This is a genomic window from Pseudomonas tremae, from assembly GCF_023278125.1.
GTDB lineage: Bacteria > Pseudomonadota > Gammaproteobacteria > Pseudomonadales > Pseudomonadaceae > Aquipseudomonas > Aquipseudomonas tremae.
The window spans coordinates 5312329-5338092 of record NZ_CP066270.1 but is presented as its reverse complement, the minus strand read 5'-3'; the positions used below and the strand labels follow the sequence as shown (position 1 = coordinate 5338092).

The following is a 25764-nucleotide window of genomic DNA, read 5'->3' as shown; positions in this document are numbered from 1 at the left end:
TGCATGAGTGCCGACAAAAACCCGCAAACCCTCGAATGGCAGGCCTTGAGCAGCGAGCACCACCTGGCACCGTTCAGCGACTACAAGCAACTCAAGGAAAACGGCCCGCGCATCATTACTCGCGCCGAGGGCGTTTATCTGTGGGACAGCGAGGGCCATAAAATCCTCGATGGCATGTCCGGCCTGTGGTGTGTGGCCATTGGTTACGGGCGCGAAGAGCTGGCCGATGCTGCCAGCAAGCAGATGCGCGAGCTGCCTTACTACAACCTGTTCTTCCAGACCGCCCACCCGCCAGTACTGGAGTTGGCCAAGGTCATTGCCGAGATCGCTCCCCAAGGCATGAACCACGTGTTCTTCACCGGTTCAGGCTCTGAAGGCAATGACACGATGCTGCGCATGGTTCGTCATTACTGGGCACTGAAAGGCCAGCCGAACAAGAAAACCATCATCAGTCGCATCAACGGCTATCACGGCTCCACTGTCGCCGGCGCGAGCCTGGGCGGCATGACCTATATGCACGAGCAGGGTGACCTGCCGATTCCGGGTATTGCGCACATCCCGCAGCCTTACTGGTTTGGTGAAGGCGGCGACATGACGCCCGACGAATTCGGGGTGTGGGCTGCCGAGCAACTGGAAAAGAAGATTCTCGAACTGGGTGTCGAGAACGTCGGCGCGTTCATTGCCGAGCCGATCCAGGGTGCTGGTGGCGTGATTGTTCCGCCTGATTCCTACTGGCCGAAAATCAGGGAGATTCTGTCGCGCTACGACATCCTGTTCGCCGCCGATGAGGTGATCTGTGGTTTCGGGCGTACCGGTGAGTGGTTCGGTAGCGATTTCTATGGCCTCAAGCCCGACATGATGACCATCGCCAAAGGGCTGACTTCCGGTTACGTGCCGATGGGTGGCCTGATCGTGCGTGATGAAATTGTCGCTGTGCTCAATGAGGGCGGCGATTTCAATCACGGATTCACCTATTCCGGGCATCCCGTGGCTGCAGCGGTCGCGCTGGAGAATATTCGTATCCTGCGTCAGGAAAGAATCGTCGAACGGGTCCGGTCGGAAACGGCACCGTATTTGCAAAAGCGTCTGCGTGAGCTGAGTGACCATCCTCTGGTGGGCGAAGTCCGGGGTGTCGGGCTGCTGGGTGCTATTGAACTGGTGAAGGACAAGACCACCCGCGAGCGCTATACCGACAAGGGCGCGGGAATGATCTGTCGAACCTTCTGCTTCGAGAAGGGCCTGATCATGCGTGCTGTAGGCGACACCATGATCATCGCGCCGCCGCTGGTCATCCGTTTTGCGGAAATCGACGAACTGGTGAGCAAGGCTCGCAAATGCCTGGATCTGACGCTGGCTGCCTTGCAGGGCTGAATCCGCAAAAAAGCGCGGGATATGCGTTGTTTAACAAGGGGCAGCTTGAAAGCCTGCCCTCGAACTTGCCAGACTAATGGCTACAAGCCGCTAACCGACGGTCAGTGATAAAAAAACACATTGGAGCTACGCATGAAAAAATTTGGCAAGACCCTTCTCGCGCTGTCCCTGATGGGCGTCGTGGCCACTGCTGCGCAGGCTGATGACAAAGTGCTGCACGTCTACAACTGGTCCGATTACATCGCGCCGGACACCGTTGCCAAGTTCGAGAAAGAATCCGGCATCAAGGTGGTCTACGACGTTTTCGACAGCAACGAGACGCTGGAAGCCAAATTGCTGGCCGGCAAGTCCGGTTATGACATCGTCGTACCGTCCAACAACTTCCTCGCCAAGCAGATCAAGGCTGGCGTCTATCAGGAACTGGACAAGTCCAAACTGCCGAACTGGAAGAACCTGAACGAATCGCTGCTCAAGGCCGTGTCGGTCAGCGACCCGGAAAACAAGCACGCCTTCCCGTACATGTGGGGTTCGATCGGTATCGGCATCAACCCGGACAAGGTCAAGGCCGCGCTGGGTGCTGACGCGCCAGTCAACTCGTGGGACTTGCTGTTCAAGCCGGAAAACGCTGCCAAGCTGAAGTCGTGCGGTATCAGCTTCCTCGATTCGCCAACCGAGATGCTGCCAATTGCGCTGCATTACCTCGGTTACCCGACCGATTCTCAGGACAAGAAGCAGCTCGCCGAAGCCGAAGCGTTGTTCATGAAGATTCGTCCGTCGATTGGTTATTTCCACTCGTCCAAGTACATCTCGGACCTGGCCAACGGCAACATCTGCGTAGCGGTCGGCTACTCGGGTGACATCTATCAGGCCAAGTCGCGCGCTGCCGAGGCCGGTGGCAAGGTCAAAGTGGCTTACAACATTCCCAAAGAAGGCGCTGGCAGCTTCTATGACATGGTCGCCATCCCCAAGGATGCCGAAAACGTCGAGGGTGCCTACAAGTTCATGACCTTCCTGATGAAGCCGGAAATCATGGCTGAAATCACCAATGCGGTGCGCTTCCCGAACGGTAACGCGGCGGCCACGGCGCTGGTCGACAAGGAAATCACCAGCGATCCTGGCGTTTACCCGCCAGCCGACGTACAGGCCAAGCTGTATGCCATTGCCGACTTGCCAGCGGCTACCCAGCGCATCATGACCCGCAGCTGGACCAAGATAAAGTCAGGTAAATAAGCCTGTCATGAAACCTGTGGATGCTGCGTAGCTTTGGCTGCGCAGCATCCAGCAGACAGGAATATTGTCTGACACTTTGCTGGTTTGGCTCATAGACGGTAAGTTGCGCGCCGGTTTTGTTTTCCGATCGCCCTCCGGCGCTCAGGCACCTCTGTTTAAAAGGATGCGTTCTTTGTCTATTTCTATCTTGTCCAAAGCCTTGCTAGTGGCTGTCGGGCTGACACTGACGGTCAGTGCTCAGGCTGAATCCACTGTGCATATTTATAACTGGTCCGATTACATCGGCAAGACCACCCTGGCGGACTTCGAAGCCGCCACCGGCATCAAGCCGATGTACGACGTGTTCGACTCCAATGAAACCCTCGAAGCCAAGCTGTTGGCAGGGCGTACCGGCTATGACGTGGTCGTGCCGTCCAATCACTTCCTCGGCAAGCAGATCAAGGCGGGTGCGTTCCAGAAGCTCGACAAGTCGCTGTTGCCCAACTACAAAAACCTCGACCCTGCTTTGCTCAAGCGTCTGGAGAAGAACGATCCGGGTAACCAGTACGCTGTGCCGTACCTGTGGGGCACCAACGGCATCGGTTATAACGTCGATAAGGTCAAGGCAGTGCTCGGCGTCGACAAGATCGACTCCTGGTCCGTGCTGTTCGAGCCCGAGAACATCAAGAAGCTGTCCAGCTGCGGCGTAGCGTTTCTCGACTCCGCTGATGAGATGCTGCCAGCCATGCTCAATTACCTCGGGCTGGACCCCAACAGCACCAAGGAAGCCGACTACAAGAAGGCTGAAGCCAAGTTGATGGCGATTCGTCCTTACGTGACCTATTTCCACTCGTCCAAATACATCACCGACCTGGCCAACGGCGACATCTGCGTTGCAGCCGGTTTCTCGGGGGATGTGTTTCAGGCCAAGGCGCGGGCCGAAGAGGCAGGCAAGGGCGTGAAACTCGCCTACAGCATTCCGAAGGAAGGCGGCAACCTGTGGTTCGACATGCTCGCTATCCCCGCGGACTCGCAGAACGTCAAGGCGGCCAGTGCCTTCATCAACTACATGCTCGACCCCAAGGTGATCGCCAAGGTCAGCGATGAAGTCGGCTATGCCAACCCCAATCCTGCCGCCGGCGAGTTCATGGATCAGAGTATCCGTACTGACGCAGCGGTCTATCCACCTCAGGAAGTGCTGGACCGGCTGTTCGTGAACAGCGAGTTGCCGCCCAAGGTGCAACGTCTCATGACCCGCAGCTGGACCAAGGTCAAGTCGGGCAAATAACTATTCAGCACCCGGTCGTTTTGGCCGGGTTGCCTACCTGTTGGGAGTTTCACCCATGGCAGTTGCCTCCGGCGCCTACAAGAAAGCCATCGAAGGCGGTCAGCAACCCAAAGAGGTGCTGGTCCGGATCGATCGGGTCACCAAGAAGTTCGACGAGACGATCGCAGTGGACGACGTGTCCCTGCAGATCAACAAGGGCGAGATCTTCGCCCTGCTCGGCGGCTCGGGCTCCGGCAAGTCCACGCTGCTGCGCATGCTGGCCGGTTTCGAGCGTCCGACCGAGGGGCGTATCTACCTCGATGGCGTCGACATCACCGACATGCCGCCGTATGAACGCCCAATCAACATGATGTTCCAGTCCTACGCGCTGTTCCCGCACATGACCGTGGCGGACAACATTGCCTTCGGCCTCAAGCAGGACAAGCTGGCCAAGCCGGAAGTCGAAGCTCGCGTGGCTGAAATGCTCAAACTGGTGCAGATGACCCAGTACGCCAAACGCAAGCCGCATCAGCTCTCGGGCGGGCAGCGCCAGCGTGTCGCTCTGGCCCGCTCGCTGGCCAAGAAACCCAAGTTGCTGCTGCTCGACGAACCGATGGGCGCGCTGGACAAGAAACTGCGCTCGCAGATGCAGCTGGAGCTGGTGGAAATCATCGAGCGCGTGGGCGTGACCTGCGTGATGGTGACCCACGATCAGGAAGAGGCCATGACCATGGCCGAGCGCATCGCCATCATGCACCTGGGCTGGATCGCGCAGATCGGCAGCCCGATCGACATCTATGAAACCCCGACCAGCCGCCTGGTCTGCGAATTCATCGGCAGCGTCAACCTGTTCGAAGGTGACGTGATCGAGGACATGGAAGCACACGCGCTGATCCGCAGCCCCGAGCTGGAGCGCAATATCTATGTCGGCCACGGCGTCAGTACGTCGGTGGAAGACAAGCACATCACCTACGCGCTACGCCCGGAAAAACTGCTGATCACCACGGAACAGCCGGGTTTCGAATACAACTGGTCACGCGGCAAGGTTCACGACATCGCGTACCTGGGCGGCCATTCGGTGTTCTACGTCGAGCTGCCGGGCGGCAAGCTGGTGCAGTCGTTTGTCGCCAACGCCGAGCGTCAGGGCGCGCGACCTACCTGGGGCGATGAAGTCTACGTCTGGTGGGAAGACGACAGCGGCGTGGTACTGCGCTCATGAAAATCCGCAAGATCAAGCGCGCTTTCGAGCGCATAAAGCCCAACGGGCGGCAGATGGTCATCGGCGTGCCGTTCCTCTGGCTGTTCCTGTTCTTCGCGCTGCCGTTCCTGATCGTGCTGAAGATCAGCTTCGCCGAAGCAGACGTTGCGATCCCGCCGTATACCGAGATTTTCAGCTACGCCGACGAAAAGCTGCAGATGGTCCTTAATTTCGCCAACTACACCTTGCTCAGTGGCGATGACCTGTACGTTTCAGCGTACCTTGGCTCGCTGAAAATGGCCTTCATCAGCACCTTGCTGTGCCTGCTGATCGGTTACCCGATGGCCTATGCCATTGCCAGCGCCCGCAAGGACCTGCAAACCGTGCTGTTACTGCTGATCATGATGCCGACCTGGACGGCGATCCTGATTCGCGTCTATGCCTGGATGGGTATTCTCAGCAACAACGGCCTGCTCAATGCCTTCCTGATGTGGCTGGGCCTGATCGACTCGCCGTTGCAGATTCTCAACACCAACCTGGCGGTGTACATCGGCGTGGTCTATTCCTACCTGCCGTTCATGATTTTGCCGCTGTATGCCAACCTCGTGAAGCATGACACCAGCCTGCTGGAGGCTGCGTCCGACCTGGGTTCCAGCACTTTCAACAGCTTCTGGAAAATCACCGTGCCGCTGTCCAAGAACGGTGTGATTGCCGGCTGCATGCTGGTGTTCATCCCGGTGGTGGGCGAATTCGTGATTCCCGAGCTGCTGGGTGGCCCGGAAACCCTGATGATCGGCCGTGTGCTGTGGCAGGAATTCTTCAACAACCGCGACTGGCCGGTGGCTTCGGCGCTGGCGGTCATCATGCTGCTGGTGCTCATCGTGCCGATTATCCTGTTCAACCGCAGTCAGGCCAAAGAACTGGAGGGCAAGGCATGAACCGCTTTCGATTCTCGAACCTGATGCTGGTCCTGGGTTTGCTGTTTATCTATGCGCCGATGGTGATTCTGGTCATCTACTCGTTCAACGCCTCGCAACTGGTCACGGTCTGGGGTGGCTGGTCGGTGAAATGGTACGCCGGCCTGCTGGACAACTCGCAACTGATGGGTTCAGTGATGCGCTCGCTGGAAATCGCCTGTTACACAGCTGTTGCAGCGGTGGCGCTGGGGACGATGGCTGCGTTTGTGCTGACCCGGATCAGCCGCTTCAAGGGCCGTACATTCTTCGGCGGGCTGGTTACCGCGCCTTTGGTGATGCCGGAAGTGATCACTGGTCTGTCGCTGCTGCTGTTGTTCGTGGCGATGGCGCAGATGATCGGCTGGCCGCAGGAACGCGGCATCATGACCATCTGGATCGCCCACACGACGTTCTGCGCGGCCTACGTGGCTGTTGTGGTCTCGGCGCGGTTGCGTGAGCTGGACCTGTCGATCGAAGAAGCGGCGATGGACCTGGGCGCGCGTCCGTGGAAGGTGTTCTTGCTGATCACTATCCCGATGATCGCGCCGTCGCTGGCAGCCGGGGGCATGATGTCCTTTGCCCTGTCGCTGGACGATCTGGTACTCGCCAGCTTCGTCTCCGGGCCTGGTTCGACGACGCTGCCGATGGAAGTGTTCTCTGCTGTGCGTCTGGGCGTGAAGCCGGAAATCAACGCCGTCGCGAGCCTGATCCTGTTGGCCGTTTCACTGGCGACGTTTCTGGTCTGGTTCTTTACCCGCCGCGCCGAAAACAACCGCAAGCGTGCGATTCAGCAGGCCATCGAAGAAAGCGCGGCAGACGCCTGGAAGCAACCCGACCCAAGGCGCGCGCCTGCAGCGTGAGGACCTTCGTGCGCGGTACGCAAGTCCGCTCTTGATTCTGCCTGCAGGGCGTGGGGGCGAGCTTGCTCGGTTTCACTGTCGGTTCCCGACAGTTCGCGGACAAGTCCGCTCACACGCCCTAAGGGCAGAAGCCTCATTTCCGGGTTCGGCGCAGAGGGTGATCGGATCGCTACTCCCCCGGCACTAGCCGTAAAACCCCTTCCGTATGCTCCGCCACATCGTCTTCGCTAAAACGCTGAGGCATGTATTCGCCCTTCACAAATGCCTTGGCCTGATCCGAATAATGCTTGTCGAACGGCACGCCGCTTTGTCCTACCGGGTTGATTCCCAGGCTGTGGGCAGGGTCGGCGAAGTCGATCAGGCGGCGGGTCGAGGGGCCATAGCCGACCGGCCACGGGGCAGGGCGGATGCTCGATGACAGGTTGTTCGGCACCTCATGGGTGCCTGGCGCTGCATACGGACCCACGTTGAAGATCCTGTCCAGCGGCGGCTGCGAGCCCAGCGGGTGACCCTGGGTCAGGGTGTGCGCCTTGCCCCATACCCATTCGTCCGGGTTGGTGCCGTACAGCGACCTCAAGTGTGAAACGCTGGCCCGCCAGGCCACCTTGACGGTGTTGGCGCGGCTCTCTTCGTGGGGCGAATTGCGGTTGTTCCACCACGGCGAATCCGCATCGGCAGCCAGTCGCGGCAGCGCGGAGTCCAGTGCGCGGGTGGATAGCAGCGTTTCAAACAGCGCATCACCCAGCTCGTCGTGAAAGGTCTCTTCAGTCAAATCGAACAGGAACTGGTTGAACAGCGTGGCGCCGACCGAGTCGACCGGGTAATCACCCTTCCAGCTTGCCAGCCGTTCCACCAGCGCCAGCTCCTCGGGGTCGCTGATCACACTGCGCAATACCGGAATCAACGGCTTGAGAATGCTCGGTGCGTAATCGGTCTGCGTGCTCAATTGCAGTGCTTTGCTGGCCGTCAGGTCCCACTTGATGGTGGTATCGCTCAGTTGCCGGTTCAGTTCCTGGCCGCGCTCAGGTGGGTTGTAGTAGCCGGGAATCTGCATCCCGCTCGGCGACAGCGGCTGGAAGTTGGCCGACACAATGTAGCCACGGGCCGGGTTTTCTTCCTGAGGGTTGGCGCTGAACGGGTAGAAACCGAGTTTATCAGCCTGCGCGGTGCTGCCATCCAGAATGAAGGCCGGGTTGACACCTTCAGGACGGATCGGCAATTGCGCCGCTGCCCACCAGCCGATATCGCCCTTGGCATTGGCCCAGACAATATTGAGCCCCGGCGACTGGATCTTCTCGGCGGCGCTGCGCATTTTTTCCAGTGTGTCAGCGCGATTGGCCTCGTAGAAGCCATCCATCACCGGGTTGGCGGACACCAGAAAGGACCACCACATGGCAATCGGTGTCTGGCCGGCATTCTTGCCCATCACGTTATTTACGATGGGGCCGTGCGGCGATTCAAGCAGGGACAGGGTGACGGGCGGCTGACCTTTGACCGCAATTTGCTGTTCGGTGCGGGTCATGTCGACCCATTGTCCGTGGTACCAGACCTGATTCGGGTTGTCGGGGTTGGTCTTTTCCGCAATCAGGTCCACGTCGTCGTTCTGGAACATGGTCAGGCTCCAGCCGAAGTCCATGTTGTGCCCCAGGAACGCGAACGGATTGAGTGCCGGAAAATGGCCGTACAGCTCGAAACCGGGCGCTGACAGCTGCGCCTCGTACCATATGGAAGGCACCGAAAAACGAATGTGCGGATCGCCCGCCAACAGCGGCTTGCCGCTTTGCGTGCGGTTGCCGGAGATCACCCAGGCGTTGCTGCCCTCGAACTGCGGCAGGCCGGCGTCCTCAAGCGCCTTGTGGCTGATCTGGGCCAGCTCGCCCAGGCTTTTCCAGTCGGCGCTGGCGAGGGCAGGTTTAGAGTTCAGTACGCCGTCCGGGTGCCAATCCAGGTCGAAGACTTTCAAGTACTGCGGACCCAGCTGGTCGCGCACATACGTCAGCAGTGGCTCGGTCCTGAACGCTGCCGCGAAGCTGTAAGCCAGGTAGCCACCTATGCTCATCGTGTCTTCGGTAGTGAAGCGCCGTTTGGGGATGCCCAATACGTCGAACTCCATCGGCCTTGCGTGGCTGTCCTGATATTGGTTTATGCCATCAATGTAGGCTTCCAGCGCCTGCCACGTCGGCGTGTTCTTGTCCTGGTGAGCGACGTAGGCATCGGCATGTTCACGAATGCGCAGGCTGCGAAACAGTTTGTCGGTTTCGACGAGGTTCGGTCCCAGTATCTCCGCCAGCTCGCCACGCGCCAGGCGGCGCAGCATTTCCATCTGGAACAGCCGGTCCTGCGCGTGGGCGTATCCCAAGGCGCGGTACAGGTCTGCTTCGTTTTCGGCGTGAATATGCGGCACGCCGCGCTCGTCGTAACGCAGCGTGACGGGCGCTTGAAGACGGCTCATGGCGATCTCGCCATCCCGGACTGGCTGCTTGCTGTTTATGTACCAGCCAGCGCCGCCAGCAAGAATGGCAATAATGATGGCAAGAATGACGAGACTGCGTTTCATCCGGGTTCTCTGTAAATGGCGTTAGGCGTGGGTGAGGGTCAAGGTTGTGCAACAGGCAGCAGGCTGATACACAGCTCGACCGGACACAGCACGAAAGCCTACCGTGATCGAGTGCAAAGCAGGCATCAAGATACTGGACGCCATCGTGCAGGCCCGTAGTGGCGTACTGATCTCATGCCTGAGGGCTGCGATTACAGCGGCACAGCTTGCCATGCCGAAGCATACAGAAGAATATCGTTACACAACTTTACGAGCCTTCCGCCGGAATCTAAATACATGTCCGTCACGTTCGACCCCGACAACCTGAGAGCCAGCCTGCTGCCGCTGAACGTCATTGATCCGCTTTCAATGCACGGCCAGGCCTATCAGCGCTTTTACGGCCTTGCCGGCCTGGGCGGTGAGCAGGGCGTGCGCAGCTGGCTGGGGCGTCTCGACGTCGACGGGTACGAGGTTGTCGGGCAGGTGTGGTTGCCGGAAAGTCCGGTGGCGACGCTGTTCCTGTTCCACGGTTTCTATGACCACATGGGGCTGTACCGACATGTGGTCGAGTGGGCGCTGGCCCAAGGGTTTGCGGTGATCTCCTGCGACTTGCCGGGGCACGGGTTGTCCAGTGGCAGTCGTGCCAGCATTCGTGATTTTTCCGAGTACCAGACCGTCTTGCAGCGCCTGCTGCTGGAAGCCGAGGGCCTCCGGCTGCCGCAGCCCTGGCACCTGTGCGGGCAAAGCATGGGCGGCGCAATTGTGATCGACCACCTGCTGCATCAGGGCGCTGACTCCCCGGCACAGGGCGAGGTCATTCTGCTGGCTCCGCTGGTTCGGCCGCGCGCCTGGGGCTGGTCGCGCCTGAGTTATCACGCACTCAGGCCGTTTGTGAAGGGTATCGCCCGGCGCTTCACGGAAAACTCCAACGCCCCGGCTTTTCTGCCTTTTCTGCTGGCAGACCCGTTGCAGCCCAATCGCCTGCCGACCGCATGGGTCGGTGCGCTGGCGAAGTGGATCACGCGCATCGAACGCGCGCCCCGCAGCCGACGCAGTCCGATCATCATTCAAGGCGAGGCAGACATGACCGTCGACTGGTCGCATAACCTGACGGTCCTGAAAGATAAATTCAGTCAGCCGCAAATCCTCATGCTCGGCCATGCACGGCATCATTTGGCCAACGAAACGCCGGAAATGCGCGAGCGGTATCTGGACTTTCTTTCCGCGCGCATGGCTTAAGCTTTTTTAGCCGCGCCAGCCTGTAACGCCTTCACCTGGCGACGCAGACGGAAATTGTCAGTGCATAGCACGACTACCATCAGCGATCCGAGAACAACAAAAGCATTCGGCCCCAGAGTGCTCCAGAACAGCCAGGCGAAAAACGCCATGACGACCGCAGTGACGAGCAGGGCGATAGAGTCTTTCATAAAGTGCGTCCATTCCTTTGGCCTCAGGCGCACGCTGGCCTGAGCCGGGTTCATTGTCCGGGGTTCAAACTCGACGCACTTTGCCCGACGGCCAGCCCTGCGCGAATCGCGTCCAGCGCAGCCTGATAGTAGGCTTTGCCTTCCGGCGACTCTGCGAAGGTCGAGAACTCTTCAAGCTCCGGGTCTGACAGGTCGCGGTAGACGTACAGCAGCGTGTTGTTCAAGTCGGCGCTGATCTGCGCCATCAGACGTTCGCGCTGGCCCTCCAGCATGCCCTGCGCCTGACCGCCGCCCAGCAGGCCGGGGATCATCTGGCTCAGGCTGTCGGCTGCAACGCCCGCGATGGCGAGGCTGACTTCGGCACCGGCCTGCTTGGCGGGCAGTGCCTGGGCAAGATGGCCGATCAGCAATTGACGTGTGGCGTCCGCCTGAATGTGAGGCAGGCCCTGCGCGTGCTTGGCCAACTGATCGGCGCGGGTTGCGGTCAGCTCGGCATTGACGATCTTGCGTCCCAGCGGCGATTGAAAGAATTGCAGCGCAGGGGCCGGGTCCTTGAGGCTTTCACGCAGACGTTTCGCGGCACGTTGATCCATGGCCTGTGGGGCGAAACGCTGATTGCTGTTATTCACCAGTGCTTGATAAACCGCAGGCGGCAGGTTGTTGCTGTAGCGCTGTTGCGCAGCCTTGAGGGCATCGTTGAAATGCGCGCGCTGGTCCGGCCAGCCTGCAGCCTTGTACAACTGATCGTAGTTGTCTGCCCAGGCAGGTATGGTGCAGAACATCAACAGCAAAACAAACAAACGACGCATTGGGGACTCCTGTCGGCAGGCCGCTATTCTCCGGGTGTTCGCGTGGATTTGTCGAGTTATGACTGCCCTCGGCGAATGAAATCTCACGCCTTTGATGGCATGCCTAAACGCCACTGTCGGATTTCAGGGCTTATGGATACTATGCACGCCATGCGCATACCCTCTGACCACCCATTGCTGTTGCGAATCGTCGACGACCTGGCCGCCAATGGCTGGTCGCAGCAGAATATTTTCCTGCCCGAAGCTCTGACCCTCGAGCTGGAGCAGGAGTGCCGCAAGCGCGCTGCCGAAGGCGAACTTGAGCCTGCCGGCGTCGGCAAGGGGCCGGCACTGGAAGTGCGCGAAGGTATCCGTGGTGATCGCATTCAGTGGCTGGAAGCCGGTCAGGTGCAGTGCTGCGACAGCTATCTGGAGTTGATGGACAGCTTGCGCGAGGCGCTCAACCGCGGGCTGTTTCTGGGGCTCGATGATTACGAAAGCCACTTTGCCTTATACCCGCCGGGGGCCTTCTATTTAAGGCATGTGGACCGCTTTCGCGACGATGACAAGCGCGTGGTGTCCGCAGTGCTTTACCTTAATAACGCCTGGCTGCCGGAGCATGGCGGTCAGTTGCGTATGTACCTCAAGGATGACCTGGCGTATGACGTCCAGCCCACGGGCGGCTGCCTGGTGGTCTTCCTGTCCGGCGATATCCCCCACGAAGTCATGCCTGCAACCCGCGACCGGCTTTCATTGACGGGCTGGTTCCGGCGTCGCGGTAACGAGCTGTTCCAGTAATGCCGTTATGCCTCATGAAAACTGTTTCATGAATGCAGTGAGCTATTGAGCCCTGCGGCGGTCTATCGTGAGCATTCCTGAGACGACGGATCGTCGTGTGCAGGGTCGGACTTACGTCAACTGGATCTGGAGCAATCATGAAATCCTTATTTTCTGGAACGGCAGTGGCGGGCCTGTTGCTGAGCGCATCCATGCTGGTCAGCGCCGCCGACATGCCGCGCACTGCATCACCCGAAGGTGCTGAGGTGTACATCATCTCGCCCAAGGATGGTGAAACCGTTACCTCTCCGTTTACCGTGCAATTCGGTCTCAAGGGCATGGGCGTTGCGCCTGCGGGTGTGGATGTTCCTGACACCGGTCACCATCACCTGCTGATCGACGTCAAAAACCAGCCTGCACTGGACGCTCCGTTGCCGGTCAGCGACAACGTACGTCACTTCGGCAAAGGCCAGACCGAAACCGAAATCAACCTGCCGCCAGGCCAGCACACCCTGCAATTGATGATGGGTGACAAAGGCCACATGCCTCTGAACCCGCCGGTCGAGTCGAAAAAGATCACCATCAATGTGAAGTAGGGCTGTCAGCGTAGGTATGACGCAGAGCGTCACGAACGGCGCTCTGGCCCGGCAACACTATCGTGCCCATGCTCCAGCGTGGGCATGCCGTTCTGGACGCTCTGCGTCTGGTTTTGAGAGGGGATGTCACAGACAGAAGGCGAGCCCACGCATGGCATGGGCTCGCTGATCAGCGCGATCGGATCAGAACAACACGCGGCTGCGGATGGTGCCTTTGATCTGTTGCAGCTTGGCCTGCGCCAGGTCGGAGTATTCGGCGTCGACGTCGATGACCACGTAACCGACTTTCTCGTTGGTCTGCAAAAACTGACCAGAGATGTTGATGCCGTTTTCGGCGAAGACCTTGTTGATCTCGCTGAGCACGCCCGGGATGTTTTCGTGAATGTGCAGCAGGCGGTGCTTGCCAGGATGGGCAGGCAGGGCTACTTCCGGGAAGTTGACCGAGGACACCGACGTACCGTTGTCGCTGTACTTGACCAGTTTTTCCGCAACTTCCAGACCGATGTTGGCCTGTGCTTCAGCCGTCGAGCCACCGATGTGCGGGGTCAGGATCACATTGTCCAGGCCACGCAGCGGGCTTTCGAAGATGTCGTCGTTCGAGCGCGGCTCGACCGGGAATACGTCGATGGCAGCGCCGATCAGGTGCTTGTCCTTGATCGCGTCGGCCAGGGCGTCCAGCTCGACGACTGTGCCGCGAGCGGCGTTGATCAGGATGCTGCCCTTTTTCATCGCGCGGATTTCTTTCTCGCCGATCATCCACTGGGTTTCTGTGGTTTCCGGAACGTGCAGGGTCACGATGTCGGACATGCCCAGCAGCTCGGTCAGGCTGGACACCTGAGTGGCGTTGCCCAGTGGCAGCTTGGTCAGCGTATCGTAAAAGTAGACCTGCATGCCCAGGCCCTCAGCCAGTACCGACAGCTGGGTACCGATCGAGCCGTAGCCGATAATGCCCAGCTTCTTGCCGCGGATCTCGAAAGAGTTGGCCGCGCTCTTGATCCAGCCGCCTCGGTGGCAGGAGGCGTTCTTCTCGGGGATACCGCGCAGCAGCAGGATCGCCTCGGCCAGCACCAGTTCGGCGACCGAACGAGTATTGGAGTAGGGCGCGTTGAATACTGCGATACCGCGCTCGCGCGCTGCGTTCAGATCAACCTGGTTGGTGCCGATGCAGAAGCAGCCGACCGCGACCAGCTTCTTGGCGCAATCGAACAGCTCTTCGGTCAACTGGGTGCGGGAGCGGATACCGATGAAATGAGCGTCGGCGATCTTTTCCTTCAGTTCGGCTTCCGGCAGAGACTTGGTGTGGTACTCGATGCTGGTGTAGCCGGCTGCCTTGAGGACATCGACAGCGGATTGATGAACGCCTTCGAGAAGAAGGAACTTGATCTTGCTCTTGTCGAGGGAAGTCTTGCTCATCTGCGTAAACCTGTGTCCCGGAGAAAATGGCAGGGGGCCGGATCGGCGCTGGGCACGATTCGCGGGGGGCATATGCTAGCATACGAGCCCCGCTAAACCCCATTCCAGAACGTGAACCGTTCTCAGGATGCCCATGAATTGTTCGAGAGTTGAGTCCATGACCGATCCCGCTTTGATTGATGAGCTCAAGACCCTGGTCGACCCCGGCAAAGTGCTGACTGACAGCGGTTCTCTGGAAACCTACGGCAAGGACTGGACCAAGCAGTTTACCCCTGCGCCGCTGGCCATCGTGTTCCCCAAAACTACCGAACAGGTCCAGGCCATCGTGCGCTGGGCCAATGAGCGACGCGTGGCGCTGGTGCCGTCAGGTGGACGCACCGGGTTGTCTGCGGCAGCAGTGGCAGCCAATGGCGAAGTGGTGGTGTCGTTCGATTACATGAATCAGGTGTTGGAGCTGAACCTCACTGACCGCACGGCAGTCTGCCAGCCAGGCGTGATCACGCGTCAGTTGCAGGCACTGGCCGAAGAAAGCGGCCTCTATTACCCGGTGGACTTCGCTTCGTCGGCGTCCAGTCAGATCGGCGGTAATATCGGCACCAATGCAGGCGGGATCAAGGTCATTCGCTACGGCATGACCCGCAATTGGGTGGCTGGCCTCAAGGTGGTCACTGGCAAGGGCGACCTGCTGGAACTCAACAAGGACCTGATCAAGAACGCCACCGGTTACGACCTGCGACAGCTGTTCATTGGCGCCGAGGGCACACTGGGCTTTGTGGTCGAGGCCACCATGCGTCTGGATCGGGCGCCGAAAAATCTTACCGCGATGGTGTTGGGCACCTCTGACTTCAACTCGATCATGCCCGTGCTGCACGCCTTCCACGGCAAGCTTGATCTGACCGCCTTCGAGTTTTTCTCCGACAAGTCCTTCGCCCGGGTCATGGCCCGAGGTGATGTGCCGTCACCTTTTGATACGCCATGCCCGTTCTATGTGCTGCTGGAGTTCGAAGCGACCACTGAAGACCTCGCTGATCAGGCGCTGGCAACCTTCGAACACTGCGTCGATCAGGGCTGGGTGCTTGACGGCGTGATGAGTCAGAGCGAGCAGCAGTTGCGCAACTTGTGGAAGTTGCGCGAATACATCTCCGAAACCATCTCGCACTTCACACCCTATAAAAACGACATCTCGGTCACGGTCTCGAAAGTGCCGGAGTTCCTGGCGGAAATCGACGCCATCGTAGCCGAGCATTACCCTGACTTCGAAGTGCTGTGGTACGGCCATATCGGCGACGGCAACCTGCACCTGAACATCCTCAAGCCCGAAAATCTCGACAAGGACGAGTTCTTCGTCAAGTGCGCGCGGGTCAACAAGTGGGTGTTCGAAACCGTAGAGAAGTACAACGGCTCGATTTCTGCTGAACACGGGGTCGGGATGACCAAGCGTGACTACCTGACGTACAGTCGTTCGCCGGTCGAAATCGAATACATGAAGGCGCTTAAGGCGGTCTTCGACCCGAACGGCATCATGAACCCCGGAAAAATATTCGCGGTCTGAGTTCCTGTCGTACCGTGCATCGCCACGCCAACACTGCCACGCCACACTAATCAGACTCAGGAGACGTCATGAGCTACCAGCACAAATATGTTGATGGAACGAGCATTCACTTTCCGCTGGGCAAAGTGGTCTGCATCGGTCGCAACTACGCCGAGCATGCCAAGGAACTGGGCAACCCGGTGCCTGCCGAGCCGTTGCTGTTCATGAAGCCGGGCAGTGCGGTGGTTGCGCTGGAAGGCGGGTTCGCTATACCGGCAGATCGCGGTTCAGTGCATTACGAGGCTGAAATCGTGGTACTGATCGGCAAGCCCCTGAGCAAGAATCCGTCCCGTGAAGAAGTGCTGGACGCAATCAGCGGTTTCGCACCGGGGCTGGACCTTACTCTACGTGACGTCCAGTCGCGTCTGCGCGAGAAAGGTCTGCCTTGGGAACTGGCCAAGTGTTTCGACGGCGCCGCAGTGATTCCGCCATTCGTTCCGGCGGGCACCTTTACCGACCTCACCGATATCGGCATTCGCCTGACCATCAACGGCAAGGTCGTGCAGGATGGCAACAGCAGCCTGATGCTCAACCCTATCGTGCCGATGATCCAGCACATGGCGACCAACTTCTCGCTGCAGGCCGGTGACATCATCATGACAGGCACGCCTGCGGGTGTCGGCCCGTTTCAAGCCGGTGATGAAATCGTTCTGGAGCTGGTCGGGCAAACTCCGTTCAGCAGTGTCGTTCGCTAAGCGAGCAGCCGCCTGACGTTTCAGCCAACGCCACGCGGGGTCATTCCCGGGTGGCTTTTGTTTACCCGGTAGTTGATAGTTCCTGCGGTTTTGCGTTTTTTTCACGCCTGGTCTGGATAATCCCGCCGAGCTTCGCGGGCATGAACTCGCCGGCTCACAGTCGTCACGACATCTCATCTGCTCAGGAACACGTTAATGGCCATTCCTGCCCAAACGCCGCCTCGCGCCGAAAAACGCTTCGCTTTCGTTCGAAACATGCGCTGGTATTCATGGCTGTTGCTGGTTGCCCTGATGGGGTATGGCCTGGCATTTGCGATGCATTGGGATGACCGCGCGCTGCTCTGGTTTCAGGAGCGCTTCGAGACCAAGGCCGGCCGCCACGCCAGTATCTGGCTGCCGGACTATCACGTGGACATCGATGCCAAGGCGTTGCCGGGCATGGAAAAGGACGAAGCATCGGACCTGTCCTACAACCCGGTGAGCAAAACGCTGTTCGCAGTCATGGGCAAGAACGCATTTCTGGTCGAATTGACGCTCACAGGCGACGTTCTGCGCAAGATCCCGTTGGTGGGCTGGAGCAATCCGGAAGGTGTTGCGGTCATGAACGATGGCCTGATTGCCATCACCGATGAGCGCCAGCACAAGCTGACCGTCGTGAAGGTCTCGGCAGATACCAAGACCCTCAATATCGCGGATTTCCCTCAGTACGAGCTGGGCAAATCGGATAATCAGAACAAGGGTTTCGAGGGCATTGCCTGGGATCCGCTTCGTCAGCAATTGATATTGGGTGAAGAGCGGCCACCTGCCCTGTACACCTGGAAAAGTAACGGCAGTGATGTACTGCAAGGCGACAAGCAGAAGCTTCCCAGCCGTTCGCTGGACATGCGCAACTTGTCCTCGTTGAGCATCGACCCGCGTACCGGGCACATGCTGGCGCTTTCGGCAGACTCTCATTTGCTGCTGGAAGTGGACGAGCAAGGCGAGCAGGTGAGCTTCATGACCCTGCTGGGCGGCATGAATGGGCTCAAAGACACGATCCCCCGCGCAGAAGGGGTGGCCCTGGACGAGGCCGGGACGCTGTACATGGTGAGCGAGCCAAACCTGTTTTATTCGTTTAGCAAGCACTGAGCCAGGACGGCAGATAAAAGATGGCCGATATATGATCGGCAAACAAATAGCACCGTGCCATTAAGCTTGCTTTCAGAATGGCGTGGTATCAAGTCCGCCCGCCCAATCCGTCCGAGTCACCCGAATGCGCCGTTCTACCCGCTCTTTACTCCTGCTCCTCGCGCTTGTGCCGCTGGTTGCGATATTCATGCTCGCCAATCAACGGTATCGCTACGTAGAGAGCGCCCTGTTCGACTGGCAAATGTTCTGGCAATCCGAATCGCTTCAGGCCATCGGCCTTGATCAGTATCGCGTCGTGACAGAAGGGCAGGTTATTACAGGGCTGGAAGATGATGTTTCGGGTCTCAGTTACGACCCGGACCGCAAGAGCCTGTTCACAGTGACCAACCAGAATGCCGAGCTGGTCGAGCTGAGCCTCGATGGCCGCGTGCTGCGGCGCATTCCGTTGGTGGGCTTTGGCGATGCTGAAGCTGTTGAATACATCAGCCGCGGCCTGTATGTCATCAGCGACGAGCGTCGGCTGCGGCTGATTCAGATTCACGTCGATGACAACACAAAAAGCCTCAACGCCGCCGACGCCGAGCAACTGACGCTGGGGATCAACGCGGGCGGCAACAAAGGTTACGAGGGGCTGGCCTATGACTCGGTGGGCAAGCGCCTGTTCGTTGCCAGAGAACGCGACCCGGTGCAGATCATCGAGGTGCGCGGCTTTCCAAAGACCAACCACGACGCCCCCGGCGATCTCCAGGTAATTTCCAACAGCAAGCGCGATGGCCGGTTGTCCGTTCGTGATTTGTCCAGCCTGCAATTCGACGAGACCAGCGGCCACCTGCTGGCATTGTCCGATGAATCGAAGCGTATTCTGGAACTCGACACCAGTGGGCATCCGATTGGCAGCGGCTCGCTGGCAAAAGGCTCGATGGGGCTGAGCAAAGGTGTGCCGCAGGCAGAGGGTATGGCGATGGACGCGGAAGGGACGTTGTACCTGGTGAGCGAGCCGAACCTTTTTTACGTTTTTCGCAAGCCCTGAGCCGCTGCCGGCCATGCCCACCTTGCGTGGGCATGGCCGGGTGTATCAGCGCTTCAGGGTCTTCACGCCTTCATCGGTGCCCAGCAGCAACAAGTCTGCTGGACGGGCTGCGAACAGACCGTTGGTGACCACGCCGACGATGGCATTGATGCTGGCTTCCAGCTCCACCGGGTTGGTAATGCTCATGTTGTGGACGTCGATGATGATATTGCCATTGTCAGTCAGCACGCCTTCCCGGTAAACCGGATCACCGCCCAGTTTCACCAGTTGCCGAGCGACGTGGCTGCGGGCCATCGGAATGACTTCGACCGGCAGCGGGAATGCGCCCAGCACTGGCACCAGCTTGCTGCCATCGGCGATGCAGATGAAGGTTTTGGCCACCGCCGCGACAATTTTCTCGCGAGTCAGCGCCGCGCCGCCGCCCTTGATCAGGTTCAGATGCTCATCGCTCTCATCGGCACCGTCGACGTAGAACTCCAGATCACTCACGGTGTTCAGTTCATAAACCGGAATACCATGGCCCTTGAGGCGCGCAGCGGTGGCTTCCGAGCTCGCAACCGCGCCGTCGAACGCTGCCTTGTGCTTTGCCAGCGCATCGATGAAGCAGTTGGCCGTGGAGCCGGTGCCGACGCCCACGATACTTTTGTCGTCGAGCTTTGGAAGGATGAAGTCGACAGCGGCTTGGGCGACTGCCTGTTTGAGTTGATCCTGGGTCATGCGGGCTCCACGATGCCTGATGTAAGTAGATAAGAGGTAGGGATGAGCAAAAAGGCCCACATTATAGCGGTGACTGCGCTGTAAAGCCCCGTCATTCGTGTGGTCGTCCTCGGGTACGCAGGGTAGACTTCCCGGCCTTGCCCGCTTCGTCAGTGATGCCGCCCCGATGCTTGAACAGTACGTCAAGAAGATCCTCACCTCCCGCGTCTACGACGTTGCCATCGAAACGCCGCTGCAAGGCGCTCGCCAGCTGTCCGAGCGGCTGAACAATCAGGTGCTGCTCAAGCGCGAGGACCTGCAGCCAGTGTTCTCTTTCAAGATTCGTGGCGCGTACAACAAGCTGGCGCAACTGAGCGCAGAAGAAACGGCACGCGGCGTAGTCACGGCCTCGGCGGGCAACCATGCGCAAGGCCTGGCGCTGGCGGCACGCGAACTGGGCATTCTGGCAACCATCGTCATGCCGCGCACCACCCCGGAAATCAAGGTCGAAGGCGTGCGCTCGCGCGGTGCCACTGTGGTGTTGCACGGCGATTCCTTCCCTGAAGCGCTGGCCTATTCGCTGAAACTGGTCGATGAACAGGGTTTTGTGTACATCCACCCGTACGACGACCCCGACACCATTGCCGGGCAAGGCACAGTGGCGATGGAGATTCTTCGCCAGCAACCGGGCCAGCTGGACGCGATTTTCGTGCCGGTGGGCGGCGGCGGCCTGATCGCGGGAATCGCGGCTTACGTGAAGTACCTGCGCCCGGAAATCAGGGTGATCGGCGTCGAGCCGGACGACTCCAACTGCCTGCAGGCGGCTATGGCGGCTGGCGAGCGCGTGGTGCTTAGCCAGGTCGGCTTGTTTGCCGATGGCGTGGCAGTCGCGCAGGTCGGTTATCACACCTTTGAAGTGTGTCGTCATTATGTCGATGAAGTGATCACCGTCAGCACCGATGAGATATGCGCTGCGATCAAGGACATTTACGACGACACCCGCTCCATCACCGAGCCATCAGGCGCGCTGGGCGTGGCGGGCATCAAGAAGTACGTCGAACAACGCGGCGTGAAAGGGCAGACGCTGGTAGCGATCGATTCAGGCGCCAACGTAAACTTCGACCGCTTGCGCCATGTGGCCGAACGCGCCGAACTGGGCGAAGGCCGCGAGGCGATCATCGCCGTGACCATCCCCGAACAGCCAGGCAGCTTCAAGGCCTTCTGCGAAGCGATCGGCAAACGACAGATCACCGAATTCAACTACCGCTACCACACTGCCCGCGAAGCACACATCTTCGTCGGCGTGCAGACTCATCCGGAAAACGATCCGCGCAGCGCATTGATCGCCAGCCTCACCGGGCAGGGCTTTCCGGTGCTTGACCTGACTGACAACGAACTGGCCAAACTGCACATTCGGCATATGGTCGGCGGGCATGCCGAGCGCGTCGACGATGAAGTGGTGCTGCGCTTCGAATTCCCGGAACGGCCGGGCGCGCTGTTCAACTTCCTCAACCGCCTGGGCGGCCGCTGGACCATTTCGATGTTCCACTACCGCAACCACGGCGCGGCAGATGGCCGGGTGGTGGCTGGTTTGGTGGTGCCAGAAGAAGAACGGCATCTGGTAGGCGCGGCGCTGGACGAGATCGGCTACCCGTACTGGGACGAGAGCGAGAACCCGGCGTATCGGTTGTTTTTGGGCTGATGCCGTGGATATCTCTCGTTCCTCACGACGCTCTGCGTGCGATTTTGCGTGTGGTGCGGCGCAGATTTGCAACGCAGAGCGTCACCCAAGGCATTCCTAAGCTTGAACGTGAGGAACGATAGGTGTTTCAGGGCACGAACCCTGTGTCCGCGCTGCTAAACTCACTCAAGCCCGATTCCAGAGGAACACCGCGTCATGGAACCCATCACCACCCTCAATACCCTGCACATCGTTGCCCTGACGTTATTGCTGATCAGCGCGTTGGTATTGGCCAGCGGGGTCGTCAAGGTTCGTCTTGAAGGCGATACGACCATCCAGAATCGTCTGCTCAAGCGGCCTTTGGTGTTTTTCTGGCTGCTGATGGCCGCGTGTCTGGCGACGTTGCCGTTCAGTGGTTGGTGGCTGGTGCATCTGAAAGGGTTATCGCTGGGCCAGACATGGGTTCTGGGCAGCAGCCTGCTTTACACGCTGGGGCTGTGCAGCTGGATCTGGCTGGTTGTCAGGCTCAACCGGCTGCGCCTCGGTGCCAAGGGTGCCAAACGAGGGTTTACCCTTGCGCTTACTGTGATCAGCGTCGTGTGCTTTGTGGCGATGGCCGGTCTGACGGGCTTCAAACCGGCCTGAGCCTCAGTGCGGCTTAGCTGCGCAAGGTAATAACAGGCCAGCCGCGCCGCTCGGCTTCCGCGCGCAAATTGGCGTCCGGGTCCACTGCAACCGGGTTGGCAACTTGCTCCAGCAGCGGCAGGTCGTTCATCGAATCGCTGTAGAAATAGCTGTCCTCGAGACTGAACGCGTTGTCCTCCAGCCACTGATTGAGTCGTGTCACCTTGCCCTCGCGGAAGCAGGGGATATCAGTCGTGCGGCCCGTGTAACGCCCATCGAGCATCTCGCACTCCGTCGCCAGCAGCGTATCGATACCCAGGCGCGCCACGATCGGCGCAGTCACAAAGTGATTGGTCGCGGTGATGACCACCAGTTTGTCGCCTGCCTCCCGATGCTTGCCGATAAGCTCAAGCGCTTTGGGCAGGATCATGGGCTCGATACAGTCACGCATGAACTCGCGGTGCCATTCCTCAAGCTGAGCCATGTCAGTGTTGCCCAGAATCTCCAGCGTAAAATTAAGGTACTCGGTCATGTTCAGGGTGCCAGCCAGGTAATCCTGATAAAACTCGTCGTTGCGGGTCTTGTAGGTGGCGGCATCAAGGATGCCACGCTGGCACAGGTAATCGCCCCAGGCGTGATCGCTGTCGCCGCCCAGAAGCGTGTTGTCGAGGTCGAATAAAGCCAGGCGCATAGGGTTACTCGCTGAAATAGTTGAAAAAAGAGCCCCAGAATACGAGGTTTTCACAAGTCTTCACATAAGGTGATAAGCCTCGTTGCTGGTTTGATCGCCTTTGTGGAACAATGCGGCGACATGCGTTTGCGAGGTTGTTGCCGTGATCGACCCCGATGGTTTCCGTCCTAATGTCGGGATTATTCTGACAAACGATGCTGGTCAGGTCCTATGGGCTCGGCGTATTAACCAGGATGCCTGGCAGTTTCCTCAGGGGGGTATCAACCCGCAGGAAACGCCGGAAGACGCGCTTTATCGTGAATTGAACGAAGAAGTCGGGCTTGAGCGACATGATGTGCAAATACTTGCCTGCACCCGGGGCTGGTTGCGCTATCGTCTGCCGCAACGTCTGGTCCGCACACACAGCCAGCCGCTGTGTATCGGCCAGAAGCAAAAATGGTTTCTCCTGCGCCTGATCTCCAACGAGCAGCGGGTGCGGATGGATTTGACCGGCAAACCGGAGTTCGATGGCTGGCGCTGGGTCAGCTATTGGTACCCGTTAGGCCAGGTGGTGACATTCAAGCGCGAGGTGTATCGACGCGCACTCAAAGAGCTTGCCCCGCGCCTGTTATCGCGCGACTGACACGGAGTTCGACCCCGAGCCATGCTCAATACGCTGCGCAAGATCGTCCAGGAAGTTAACTCCGCCAAGGATCTCAAGGCGGCGTTGGGCATTATTGTGTTGCGCGTCAAGGAGGCCATGGGCAGCCAGGTCTGCTCGGTCTACCTGCTTGATGCCGAAGTGAACCGTTTCGTTCTGATGGCCTCCGAAGGCCTCAACAAGCGCTCCATCGGCAAAGTCAGCATGGCCCCGAATGAAGGCCTCGTCGGTCTTGTCGGTACGCGCGAAGAACCGCTTAACCTCGAAAACGCTGCAGGTCACCCTCGCTATCGCTACTTTGCCGAAACCGGTGAAGAGCGCTACGCCTCGTTTCTGGGCGCGCCGATCATCCACCATCGTCGGGTAGTCGGTGTGCTGGTCATCCAGCAAAAGGAGCGCCGTCAGTTCGACGAGGGCGAAGAAGCCTTCCTTGTCACCATGAGTGCGCAACTGGCAGGCGTTATTGCGCATGCCGAGGCCACTGGCTCGATCCGCGGTCTGGGTCGCCAGGGCAAGGGCATCCAGGAAGCCAAGTTCGTCGGCGTTGCCGGTTCGCCGGGTGCGGCAGTCGGTGTAGCGGTGGTCATGCTCCCGCCTGCCGATCTTGAGGTGGTGCCGGACAAGACCGTCACTGATATCGCCGCCGAGCTGGCGCTGTTCCAGAATGCACTGGAAGGCGTGCGCAATGACATGCGCACCCTGTCCGCCAAACTCGCCACTCAATTACGCCCCGAAGAGCGCGCGCTGTTCGACGTCTACCTGATGATGCTCGACGATGCCTCGCTGGGCAGCGAGGTGACCGACGTCATCAAGACCGGCCAATGGGCGCAAGGCGCCTTGCGCTCGGTGGTCAGTGAGCACGTCAAACGTTTCGAGCTGATGGACGATGCTTACCTGCGTGAGCGGGCGTCGGACGTCAAGGACCTCGGCCGCCGGTTGCTGGCCTACCTTCAGGAAGCTCGGCAACAGGCGTTGGTCTACCCCGACAACACGATTCTGGTCAGCGAAGAGCTGACCCCGGCGATGCTCGGCGAAGTGCCGGAAGGCAAGCTGGTCGGTCTGGTGTCGGTACAGGGCTCCGGCAACTCCCACGTTGCGATTCTGGCGCGGGCGATGGGCATCCCGACGGTCATGGGCCTGGTGGACTTCCCGTACTCCAAGGTCGATGGCATTGATCTGGTGGTCGACGGCTATCACGGCGAAGTCTTCACCAACCCCAGCGAAATCATGCGCAAGCAGTTCGGCAAGGTGGTGGAGGAGGAGCGTCAGCTTTCTCAAGGCCTGGATGCGTTACGCGAGCTGCCCTGCGTCACGCTCGACGGGCACCGCATGCCGCTGTGGGTCAATACCGGCCTGCTGGCTGATGTAGCCCGCGCCCAGCAGCGTGGCGCCGAAGGTGTCGGTCTGTATCGCACCGAAGTGCCGTTCATGATCAACCAGCGCTTTCCGAGTGAAAAGGAGCAGCTGGCGATCTATCGCGAGCAGTTGGCTGCATTCCACCCGTTACCGGTGACCATGCGCAGCCTGGACATCGGCGGTGACAAGTCGCTGTCTTACTTCCCTATCAAGGAAGACAACCCGTTTCTCGGCTGGCGCGGTATTCGCGTCACCCTCGACCACCCGGAAATCTTCCTGGTACAGACCCGCGCCATGCTCAAGGCCAGCGAAGGTCTGAACAACCTGCGCATTCTGTTGCCGATGATTTCCAGCACCCATGAAGTCGAAGAGGCGCTGCACCTGATCCACCGGGCCTGGGGCGAAGTGCGCGACGAAGGCACCGACGTGCCGATGCCGCCTGTCGGCGTGATGATCGAAGTACCCGCTGCGGTTTACCAGACTCGTGACCTGGCGCGGCAGGTGGACTTCCTCTCGGTGGGCTCCAACGACCTGACCCAGTACCTGCTGGCAGTCGACCGCAACAACCCGCGTGTGGCCGATCTCTACGACTACCTGCACCCGGCGGTGCTTCAGGCGCTGCAAAGTGTGGTGCGTGATGCCCACGCCGAGGGCAAGCCGGTGAGCATCTGCGGCGAAATGGCCGGCGACCCGGCAGCGGCGGTGTTGCTGATGGCAATGGGCTTCGACAGCCTGTCGATGAACGCCACCAACCTGCCGAAAGTGAAGTGGATGCTGCGCCAGATCAATCTTAGTAAAGCCAAGGAACTGCTGGCGCAACTGATGACTAACGACAACCCGCAAGTCATCAGCAGCTCCCTGCAACTGGCGCTGAAAAACCTCGGCCTGTCGCGAATGATCAACCCGAGTTCGGTCAAAGGGCACTAAGCGCCACGACAGTCAGAGAATATCGTTCCTCACGCTCAAGCGTGGGAATGCCGTGGGCGACGCTCCGCGTCAAAAATCTGCGCCGCGCCGCACATTCAAGGCCGGACGCAGAGTTTCCACAACTGCATGCCGATGTGGAGCGGCGCACGATAGTCGGGATTATCACTCTGCCACGCAGACCGTGGGAGCGATAACCGCGCGGTCAGACACATCAGGTGCGCTTTTTTCACTTCGTTCAGCCAGCTTCCTTCGGTCGCCGCTAGAGCATCCCGCCGGGGTCCGGTAACATGCGCGCCTGATTCAGTCG

General features: G+C 59.4%; 23 protein-coding genes. 17 read left to right on the top strand and 6 right to left on the bottom strand.

Going from position 1 to position 25764, the window contains the following annotated elements:
* The first annotated feature begins 3 nt into the window (after window positions 1-3).
* The 6 genes from I9H09_RS24000 to I9H09_RS23975 all read left to right on the top strand — a co-directional run bounded on the left by I9H09_RS24000 (window position 4) and on the right by I9H09_RS23975 (window position 6861).
* The gene (locus I9H09_RS24000; RefSeq protein WP_024691076.1) at window positions 4-1371 is read left to right on the top strand and encodes an aspartate aminotransferase family protein; all 1368 of its coding nucleotides are present in this window, start codon (window positions 4-6) and stop codon (window positions 1369-1371) included.
* 132 nt (window positions 1372-1503) lie between these two features.
* Window positions 1504-2601 carry a polyamine ABC transporter substrate-binding protein gene (locus I9H09_RS23995; RefSeq protein WP_005896135.1) on the top strand — a complete coding sequence of 366 codons (1098 nt, stop codon included), beginning with the start codon at window positions 1504-1506 and terminating at the stop codon, window positions 2599-2601.
* Window positions 2602-2773: 172 nt separating this feature from the next.
* Window positions 2774-3868: a polyamine ABC transporter substrate-binding protein gene (locus tag I9H09_RS23990; protein WP_024670413.1), complete on the top strand. Its 1095-nt coding sequence runs from the start codon at window positions 2774-2776 to the stop codon at window positions 3866-3868.
* Between the two features lie 55 nt (window positions 3869-3923).
* Complete coding sequence (gene potA / locus I9H09_RS23985) at window positions 3924-5066, top strand: polyamine ABC transporter ATP-binding protein (RefSeq protein ID WP_005896140.1); 1143 nt, start codon at window positions 3924-3926, stop codon at window positions 5064-5066.
* Entirely contained in the window at window positions 5063-5983 is a 921-nt protein-coding gene (locus tag I9H09_RS23980) for an ABC transporter permease subunit (RefSeq protein ID WP_005896142.1), read from the top strand. Before potA ends, I9H09_RS23980 begins: the two co-directional genes overlap by 4 nt.
* Window positions 5980-6861 carry an ABC transporter permease subunit gene (locus I9H09_RS23975; RefSeq protein ID WP_005896144.1) on the top strand — a complete coding sequence of 294 codons (882 nt, stop codon included), beginning with the start codon at window positions 5980-5982 and terminating at the stop codon, window positions 6859-6861. Before I9H09_RS23980 ends, I9H09_RS23975 begins: the two co-directional genes overlap by 4 nt.
* A gap of 169 nt (window positions 6862-7030) precedes the next feature.
* Here I9H09_RS23975 and I9H09_RS23970 read toward each other — a convergent pair whose 3' ends face one another.
* On the bottom strand, window positions 7031-9418 hold the full coding sequence (locus I9H09_RS23970; RefSeq protein ID WP_005896146.1) for a penicillin acylase family protein: 2388 nt from the start codon (window positions 9416-9418) through the stop codon (window positions 7031-7033).
* Window positions 9419-9694: 276 nt separating this feature from the next.
* On the opposite strand from I9H09_RS23970, the gene bipL reads away from it, so the two are divergent.
* Window positions 9695-10636: a phospholipase BipL gene (gene bipL / locus I9H09_RS23965; protein ID WP_005896147.1), complete on the top strand. Its 942-nt coding sequence runs from the start codon at window positions 9695-9697 to the stop codon at window positions 10634-10636.
* Here the strand turns inward: bipL and I9H09_RS23960 are convergent.
* Complete coding sequence (locus tag I9H09_RS23960; RefSeq protein ID WP_122346350.1) at window positions 10633-10824, bottom strand: hypothetical protein; 192 nt, start codon at window positions 10822-10824, stop codon at window positions 10633-10635. The two genes, bipL and I9H09_RS23960, sit on opposite strands and share 4 nt — an antisense overlap.
* A 50-nt stretch (window positions 10825-10874) precedes the next feature.
* Window positions 10875-11633, bottom strand: a complete 759-nt coding sequence (locus I9H09_RS23955; RefSeq protein WP_005896151.1) for a DUF2059 domain-containing protein — start codon at window positions 11631-11633, stop codon at window positions 10875-10877.
* 141 nt (window positions 11634-11774) lie between these two features.
* Between I9H09_RS23955 and I9H09_RS23950 the strand changes: the two genes are divergently transcribed.
* Together I9H09_RS23950 and I9H09_RS23945 are read left to right on the top strand one after the other, a co-directional pair.
* Window positions 11775-12410: a 2OG-Fe(II) oxygenase gene (locus tag I9H09_RS23950; RefSeq protein WP_024670418.1), complete on the top strand. Its 636-nt coding sequence runs from the start codon at window positions 11775-11777 to the stop codon at window positions 12408-12410.
* 137 nt (window positions 12411-12547) lie between these two features.
* Entirely contained in the window at window positions 12548-12985 is a 438-nt protein-coding gene (locus tag I9H09_RS23945) for a DUF4399 domain-containing protein (protein ID WP_005888892.1), read from the top strand.
* Window positions 12986-13168: 183 nt separating this feature from the next.
* Here the strand turns inward: I9H09_RS23945 and serA are convergent, their stop codons facing one another.
* Complete coding sequence (gene serA / locus I9H09_RS23940) at window positions 13169-14398, bottom strand: phosphoglycerate dehydrogenase (RefSeq protein WP_005896155.1); 1230 nt, start codon at window positions 14396-14398, stop codon at window positions 13169-13171.
* A gap of 157 nt (window positions 14399-14555) precedes the next feature.
* Between serA and I9H09_RS23935 the strand changes: the two genes are divergently transcribed.
* The 4 genes from I9H09_RS23935 to I9H09_RS23920 all read left to right on the top strand — a co-directional run bounded on the left by I9H09_RS23935 (window position 14556) and on the right by I9H09_RS23920 (window position 18842).
* On the top strand, window positions 14556-15950 hold the full coding sequence (locus I9H09_RS23935; RefSeq protein WP_122324431.1) for an FAD-binding oxidoreductase: 1395 nt from the start codon (window positions 14556-14558) through the stop codon (window positions 15948-15950).
* 68 nt (window positions 15951-16018) lie between these two features.
* The gene (locus I9H09_RS23930) at window positions 16019-16684 is read left to right on the top strand and encodes a fumarylacetoacetate hydrolase family protein (RefSeq protein ID WP_024670419.1); all 666 of its coding nucleotides are present in this window, start codon (window positions 16019-16021) and stop codon (window positions 16682-16684) included.
* A 195-nt stretch (window positions 16685-16879) separates the two neighbouring features.
* Window positions 16880-17812, top strand: coding sequence for an SdiA-regulated domain-containing protein (locus I9H09_RS23925; RefSeq protein WP_122313108.1), 933 nt, complete (start codon window positions 16880-16882; stop codon window positions 17810-17812).
* 124 nt (window positions 17813-17936) lie between these two features.
* The gene (locus I9H09_RS23920; protein ID WP_055002595.1) at window positions 17937-18842 is read left to right on the top strand and encodes an SdiA-regulated domain-containing protein; all 906 of its coding nucleotides are present in this window, start codon (window positions 17937-17939) and stop codon (window positions 18840-18842) included.
* Window positions 18843-18887: 45 nt separating this feature from the next.
* On the opposite strand, the gene rpiA is transcribed toward I9H09_RS23920, so the two are convergent.
* Window positions 18888-19559 (bottom strand): ribose-5-phosphate isomerase RpiA, encoded by a 672-nt coding sequence (rpiA, locus tag I9H09_RS23915; RefSeq protein WP_005896165.1) that lies wholly within the window; start codon window positions 19557-19559, stop codon window positions 18888-18890.
* A gap of 166 nt (window positions 19560-19725) precedes the next feature.
* On the opposite strand from rpiA, the gene ilvA reads away from it, so the two are divergent.
* Window positions 19726-21240: a threonine ammonia-lyase, biosynthetic gene (ilvA, locus tag I9H09_RS23910; RefSeq protein WP_248972587.1), complete on the top strand. Its 1515-nt coding sequence runs from the start codon at window positions 19726-19728 to the stop codon at window positions 21238-21240.
* 195 nt (window positions 21241-21435) lie between these two features.
* On the top strand, window positions 21436-21864 hold the full coding sequence (locus I9H09_RS23905) for a DUF2269 family protein (protein ID WP_054989389.1): 429 nt from the start codon (window positions 21436-21438) through the stop codon (window positions 21862-21864).
* Window positions 21865-21877: 13 nt separating this feature from the next.
* On the opposite strand, the gene I9H09_RS23900 is transcribed toward I9H09_RS23905, so the two are convergent.
* Entirely contained in the window at window positions 21878-22534 is a 657-nt protein-coding gene (locus I9H09_RS23900) for a histidinol-phosphatase (RefSeq protein WP_122346766.1), read from the bottom strand.
* Window positions 22535-22676: 142 nt separating this feature from the next.
* Between I9H09_RS23900 and I9H09_RS23895 the strand changes: the two genes are divergently transcribed.
* Both I9H09_RS23895 and ptsP read left to right on the top strand, forming a co-directional pair.
* Entirely contained in the window at window positions 22677-23156 is a 480-nt protein-coding gene (locus I9H09_RS23895; RefSeq protein ID WP_002555745.1) for an RNA pyrophosphohydrolase, read from the top strand.
* A 21-nt stretch (window positions 23157-23177) separates the two neighbouring features.
* Window positions 23178-25457 (top strand): phosphoenolpyruvate--protein phosphotransferase, encoded by a 2280-nt coding sequence (gene ptsP, locus I9H09_RS23890; RefSeq protein ID WP_024668687.1) that lies wholly within the window; start codon window positions 23178-23180, stop codon window positions 25455-25457.
* The last annotated feature ends 307 nt before the right edge of the window (window positions 25458-25764 follow it).